Here is a 1,281-nt window from a genome sequence, read left to right as displayed (position 1 = left end):
GTCCACGTGTCACCGTGGCCGTTATCGCGACGCCACGAGCACGGAGCCCCTTCATGGCCGACACAGCCCCCGTCCTCCAGGGGAGCCCCCGAGCATTCACCCCTGCCCCCTCCTCCGAACCCGCCTCCGCACCCGCGCCGGACCCGGCGCCCGCGACCGGGCCCGCCCCGGACCGCGCGGCCCCGGCCGCCCCCGAGTCCACCGCCGCCCCCGCGGCCCTCGCCCCCGACCCCGCCGCCGAACCGGCCTCCGTGACCCGGGCGCGGCAGCTGCTGGCCGTACGCCCCATCGCCGACGGCCACAACGGCCTGCCCTGGACGCTCCGGCTGCGGTCCGGCCACGACCTGACGCCGGGCCGCTACTACGACCTCGACCTCGGCGACGCCACGCTGCACACCAGCTTCCCGGCGCTGCGCGCGGGCGGCGTCGGGGCGCAGTTCTGGTCCGTACGCGTGCCGACGGAAGCGGCCGGGGACCGGGCGGTCAGCGCGACCCTCGACCAGATCGACTTCGTGCACACGCTCGTCCGCGCCTACCCGGAGTCGCTGCGCCTCGCCCTCACCGCCGACGCGATCGGCGACGCCCGCAACCGCGGCCGGATCGCCTCGCTGCTCGGAGCCGCGAGCGGGCACGCCATCGACAGCTCGCTGGGCACCCTGCGCGGGCTGCACGGCCTGGGCGTGCGCACCATGGCCCTCACCTGCGGCCGCAGGACCCCGTGGGCGGACTCGGCGCTGGACGAGCCGCGGGCGGGCGGCCTGACCCTCTTCGGCGAGGAGGTGATCCGGGAGATGAACCGGCTCGGCATGCTCATCGACCTCTCCATGAGCTCCGTCGACGTCATGCGGCAGACCCTGGCCGTCTCCAAGGCCCCGGTCCTCTTCTCGCACTCGGCGGCGGCAGCGCTCACCGGCCGGCCGGGCGACGTGCCCGACGACATCCTGGAGCGGCTGCCGGTCAACGGCGGGCTGTTCATGGTCACCTTCGAGCCGGAGCGCATGGCACGCGGCGCCCGCCCCGCGACGCTGTCGGACATCGCCGACCACCTCGACCACGTACGGGAGGCGGCGGGCGCCGCCCACGTCGGGCTCAGCGGCTGCTTCGACGGCGGCCCGGACTCCTCGCCCGCCACCGCGGACGGGGACGCGAACGGCCCGCTGCCCCGCCCGCGGGGCCTGGAGGACACCTCCCGCTACCCGTACCTGATCGCGGAACTCCTCGACCGCGGCTGGTCGGACACCGACATCGCCAAGCTCACCTGGGAGAACACGCTGCGGGTGC

The 1,281-nt window shown here is 76.0% G+C and carries 1 protein-coding gene; it reads left to right on the top strand.

The window, feature by feature from the left end:
- Positions 1-53 precede the first annotated feature (53 nt).
- On the top strand, positions 54-1,281 hold a 1,228-nt coding region (locus ACFU99_RS44000; protein ID WP_384404450.1), incomplete at its 3' end, for a dipeptidase.

Origin of the sequence: Streptomyces sp. NPDC057654 (genome assembly GCF_042800135.1) — a bacterium.
Lineage (GTDB): Bacteria > Actinomycetota > Actinomycetes > Streptomycetales > Streptomycetaceae > Streptomyces.
This window is presented reverse-complemented; position numbering and strand designations above follow the sequence as displayed.